At 62.1% G+C, this 5,124-nt stretch carries 6 protein-coding genes; 4 read left to right on the top strand and 2 right to left on the bottom strand.

Going from position 1 to position 5,124, the window contains the following annotated elements:
• The coding region (locus EN994_RS17130) for a GH25 family lysozyme (RefSeq protein ID WP_281060162.1) at window positions 1-363 on the top strand (363 nt) is incomplete at its 5' end.
• Between the two features lie 17 nt (window positions 364-380).
• On the opposite strand, the gene EN994_RS17125 is transcribed toward EN994_RS17130, so the two are convergent.
• Entirely contained in the window at window positions 381-1,037 is a 657-nt protein-coding gene (locus EN994_RS17125) for a uracil-DNA glycosylase (RefSeq protein WP_013532592.1), read from the bottom strand.
• Window positions 1,038-1,048: 11 nt separating this feature from the next.
• Window positions 1,049-1,630 (bottom strand): NYN domain-containing protein, encoded by a 582-nt coding sequence (locus tag EN994_RS17120; protein WP_010915096.1) that lies wholly within the window; start codon window positions 1,628-1,630, stop codon window positions 1,049-1,051.
• Window positions 1,631-1,953: 323 nt separating this feature from the next.
• Here EN994_RS17120 and rpoZ point away from each other — a divergent pair, with 323 nt between their 5' ends.
• The 3 genes from rpoZ to EN994_RS17105 all read left to right on the top strand — a co-directional run.
• Entirely contained in the window at window positions 1,954-2,355 is a 402-nt protein-coding gene (rpoZ, locus tag EN994_RS17115; RefSeq protein ID WP_013532591.1) for a DNA-directed RNA polymerase subunit omega, read from the top strand.
• Window positions 2,356-2,483: 128 nt separating this feature from the next.
• Window positions 2,484-4,712, top strand: a complete 2,229-nt coding sequence (locus tag EN994_RS17110; protein WP_013532590.1) for a bifunctional (p)ppGpp synthetase/guanosine-3',5'-bis(diphosphate) 3'-pyrophosphohydrolase — start codon at window positions 2,484-2,486, stop codon at window positions 4,710-4,712.
• 50 nt (window positions 4,713-4,762) lie between these two features.
• The coding region (locus tag EN994_RS17105; RefSeq protein WP_127307672.1) for a phosphoribosyltransferase family protein at window positions 4,763-5,124 on the top strand (362 nt) is incomplete at its 3' end.

Raw genomic sequence — 5,124 nt, 5'->3', positions numbered from 1 at the left:
CCGCACGACCAGCCGCTGCTGCCGCCGGTCGTCGACATCGAATTCGGCGGCAACTGCCCGCAGCGGCCGACGCCCGAACAATTGAACGCCGAACTGGCCGCGTTCCTCGCTCCAGTCGAGGCGACGTTCGGCAAGCCTGCGATCGTCTATCTGACCGATGAGGCAGCGCAGACCTATGCAGGGCGCATTGCTGCCCGTCCGCTCTGGCTCCGCTCGTTGCTCCTGGAGCCGGACCGCGACGACTGGGTCTACTGGCAGTACCACAACAGGGGTCGCGTCGACGGCATCAATGGCGATGTCGATATGAATGTGCTGAAGGGTGGGCCGGCGGTGCTGGCTGCACTGTTTGCGCCATCAAGCTGATCCGCTGGCGCCCGACTCTATTTCTGCAGGAACGCCGCTATCTGGCTGAAAACGCTAACGAACATCGCTTCGGTCAGCACACCGGTGTTGGTGTTGTAGCGCGAGCAATGATAGCTCGAAAACAGCGTGATGCTGCCGGCCGGCAGCTGCCCGCCATGCTTGAACGGATAGGCGGCGACACGCCCGCCCAATGCCCGCACCGTCGACTGGTGCGCGATCGATCCCAGTGCCAGCACGGCGCGCAGGTTCGGGAACCTGGCGATCGTCGGCACCAGGAATGTCCGGCAGGTGGCAATCTCAGCGCCCACCGGCTTGTTCTCCGGCGGCACGCAGCGCACCGCGTTGGTGATCGCGGTGCCGACCAGCTCCAATCCGTCATCTGGCCGCGCCTTGAACTCTCCGCGCGCAAAACCGTGCGAAATCATCGTCGAGTAGAGCATGTCGCCGGCATAGTCGCCGGTGAACGGGCGGCCCGTTCGATTGGCACCGCGCAGGCCAGGCGCCAGCCCGACGATCAGCAACTGAACCGCCGCGTCACCCTCGGGTGGTAAAAAAGTCGGCACCGGCGCATTGAACCAGGACGGCTCGCGCTGCCGCCACTCGGCGATGAAGTCATGCAGCCTTGGGCAGAGCGGGCAATCGCGGCCGGGTTCGGAGGCGGAAAGCACGGTCAAGGCGACCGGCCTCAATAATCGTCCTCGTCGACTTCGGCCGGCTCGGGCCTGCGCACCGGGCGCTCGGACGGGTCACGGCCAACCTCGTTCTTCAGCGTCGTCAGGTCGATGAAATGGTCGGCCTGGCGGCGCAGATCGTCGGAGATCATCGGCGGCTGCGAGGCCATGGTCGAGACGATCGATACCTTGCGGCCACGCCGCTGCAATGCCTCGACCAATGTGCGGAAATCGCCGTCGCCGGAAAAGATGACGTAGTGGTCGACGACATCGGCGAGTTCCAGCGCATCGACGGTGAGCTCGATGTCCATATTGCCCTTGATCTTGCGGCGGCCGGTCGAGTCGGTGAATTCCTTGGCCGGCTTGGTGACCACCTTGAAGCCATTATAGTCGAGCCAGTCGATCAGCGGACGGATCGAGGAGTATTCCTGATCCTCGACCAGCGCCGTGTAATAATAGGCGCGCAGCAGATAGCCGCGCTTCTGGAAGCTCGACAGAAGCTTGCGGTAGTCGATGTCGAAGCCGAGCGCGCGCGACGTCGCGTAGAGATTGGCGCCGTCGATGAATAGGGCGATTTTTTCACGAGGGTCGAACATGGAAAATATTCCTTCTCGAAATAAACACCCGTCTAAACCAAATGCGATAGCGTTCGGTCAGGCTCATAATAAACCGGCTGACCTCTATGCCATCCGAGATAGCGCCAGTTTCGCGGCAATCCAAGGGCGCGTGCGGCACTGCAAGCAATTGTGATCGGGACACCGAACACATAGCACAGACTGGTTTTGCCAAATCGGGTGTTTGAACCAAGGTTTGGGCGCCATGCAACCCAGCCATTGCCATGATGCTTGTATTTTGGCGGCGTTCGGGTTATGGACCGAGCCTGTTTTCCATCAAATCCATCGCATGAAAGGGGCAATCCATGGCCCGCGTAACCGTTGAAGATTGCATCGACAAGGTCGACAACCGCTTCGAGCTGGTGCTCCTTGCCGGCCATCGTGCCCGGCAGATCAGCCAGGGCGCGCCGATCACAGTGCCGCGTGACAACGACAAGAATCCGGTTGTGGCGCTGCGCGAGATCGCCGATGAGACGCTGTCGCCCGACGACCTCAAGGAAGATCTGATCCATTCGCTGCAGAAGCATGTCGAGGTCGACGAGCCCGAGGCCGATGGCGAGGCGATTGCCGATCAGACCGGCACCGCCGTTGCCGCCACCGACGCCGACGACGCCGAGGAGAACATCACCTTCGACCGGATGACCGAGGAAGACCTCCTGGCCGGCATCGAGGGCCTGGTGCCGCCGGAAAAGAGCGACGACTACTAAGCCAGCGTTCTGGACCTGCCTGGAATACGTTTCCGGCACTTCCGTCCAGTCAGTTTCGTGGCTATCTATGGGATGCGCCGTACGCTAGTGCGGCGCATCAATCATTTCAGCACCGCGAGATTCCGCCCATGATGCGTCAGTATGAGCTTGTCGAGCGCGTCCAGCGCTACAAGCCTGACGTCAACGAGGCGTTGCTCAACAAGGCCTATGTCTATGCCATGCAGAAGCATGGCCACCAGAAGCGCGCTTCCGGCGATCCGTATTTCTCGCATCCGCTCGAAGTCGCCGCCATCCTCACCGAAATGCATATGGACGAGGCGACGATCGCGGTCGCCCTGCTGCACGACACCATCGAGGACACGACCGCCACGCGGGCCGAGATCGACGATCTGTTCGGCCCCGAAATGGGCAAGCTGGTCGAGGGCCTGACCAAGTTGAAGAAGCTCGATCTGGTCTCGAAGAAGGCCGAGCAGGCGGAAAACCTGAGAAAGCTTCTGCTGGCGATTTCGGAAGATGTCCGCGTGCTGCTGGTCAAGCTCGCCGATCGTTTGCACAATATGCGCACCCTCGACCACATGCCGGAGGCCAAGCGCCTGCGCATCGCCGAGGAGACGATGGATATCTACGCACCGCTGGCCGGGCGCATGGGCATGCAAGGCATGCGTGAAGAGCTGGAGGAGATCGCCTTCCGCTTCATTAATCCTGAAGCCTATCGCGCCGTCACCGCACGGCTTGCCGAAATCTTCGAACGCAACAAGGGCGTGCTGACGGACATCGAAAAGGCACTGTCCACGTTGTTCGAGAAGCATGCGATCAACGCCAGCGTAAAGAGCCGGCAGAAGAAGCCGTGGTCGGTGTTCCGCAAGATGGAGGCCAAGGCGCTGTCCTTCGAGCAGCTCTCTGACATCTTCGGCTTTCGCGTCGTCGTCGACACGGTCGAGGACTGCTACCGGGCGCTTGGCGCCATCCACACCGCGTGGTCGATGGTGCCGGGTCGCTTCAAGGACTACATCTCGACGCCGAAACAGAACGACTACCGCTCGATCCACACCACCATTGTCGGCCCGTCGCGCCAGCGTGTCGAGCTGCAGATCCGTACCCGAGAGATGAACAAGATCGCCGAATACGGCGTCGCCGCCCATTCGATCTACAAGGATACCGGCGGCAAGACGAATGGCGCCGCCCACGCGATTTCAAAGGAAACCAACGCCTACGCCTGGCTGCGCCGCACCATCGAGCAGCTTGCCGAAGGCGACAACCCTGAGGATTTCCTCGAAAATACCAAGCTGGAACTGTTCCAGGACCAGGTGTTCTGCTTCACCCCGAAAGGCATGTTGATTGCGCTGCCGCGCGGCGCGACACCGATCGACTTCGCCTATGCGGTGCACACCGATGTCGGCGACACCTGCGTCGGTGCCAAGGTCAACGGCCGCATCATGCCGCTGATGACGGAACTGAAGAACGGCGACGAGGTCGAGATCATCCGCTCCAAGGCGCAGGTGCCGCCGGCGGCGTGGGAATCGGTCGTCGTCACCGGCAAGGCGCGCTCGGCCATCCGCCGTGCCACCAAGAACGCCATCCGCAAGCAATATTCGGGTCTTGGCATCCGCATCCTGGAACGCGCCTTCGAGCGTGCCGGCAAGACCTTCACCAAGGAGAGCCTGAAGCAGGTGCTGCACAGGTTGGCGCGCAAGGACATCGAGGATGTGCTGGCCTCTGTCGGGCGTGGCGAGCTCGCCTCCACTGATGTCATGAAGGCGGTATTCCCCGACTACAAGGATGAGCGCGTCACCACGGCCGTCCCCAAGCCGCGAGAGGAGGGCTGGTCGAAGATCCGCAATGCCGCCGGCATGCTGTTCCAGATTCCGGGTCGTGCCGCGCGCAAGGACAAGGACCAGCCGCGCGATGGAGCCGTGCCGATCCGCGGCGTGCGCGGCGATCTGCCGGTGCGCTTCGCGCCGGAAGGGGCAGTCCCTGGCGATCGCATCGTCGGCATCGTCCAGCCGGGCACCGGCATCACTATCTATCCGATCCAGTCGCCAGCGCTGCAGGCGTTCGATGACCAGCCCGAGCGCTGGATCGACGTGCGCTGGGACATCGATGAGCGCACCAAGGAACGCTTTCCGGCGCGCGTATCGGTCACCGCCATCAACGCGCCGGGGTCACTCGCCGATATAGCGCAGGTGGTTGCCTCGAACGACGCCAACATCCATACGCTGTCGATGGTGCGCACTGCGCCCGACTTCACCGAAATGCTGATCGATCTCGAAGTCTGGGATCTCAAGCACCTCAACCGGCTGCTATCGCAGCTCAAGGACAATTCGAGCGTCAGCGACGCAAGACGCGTCAATGGCTAGACCATGCTCCGGTTTCGGACAACATCATGGTCAATCAAAAAGAGGCAGACATGAACACCGATGAAGTGCTGGGCATTTTCCGCGAGGCGGGTGCTGTTCTGGAAGGGCATTTCATTTTGACCTCGGGCCTGCGCAGTCCGGTCTTCCTGCAGAAGGCGCGCGTGTTCATGCATGCCGACAAGACCGAGCTTCTGTGCAAGGCGCTGGCGGAGAAGATCCGCGCAGGCGTGCCCGGCAAGATCGACTATGTCGTCGGCCCGGCGATCGGCGGGCTGATCCCGGCCTATGAGACCTCACGTCATCTCGGCGTGCCGGCGATCTGGGTCGAGCGGGAGGGGGGCGAGTTCCGCTTGCGCCGCTTCGAGATCGCCAGGGGGTCGCGTGTCGTCATCGTCGAGGACATCGTCACCAC

Origin of the sequence: Mesorhizobium sp. M7A.F.Ca.CA.002.09.1.1 (assembly GCF_003998555.1) — a bacterium.
GTDB lineage: Bacteria > Pseudomonadota > Alphaproteobacteria > Rhizobiales > Rhizobiaceae > Mesorhizobium > Mesorhizobium ciceri.
The sequence above is the reverse complement of the archived record's forward strand: the minus strand, read 5'-3'. Positions and strand labels throughout refer to the sequence as shown.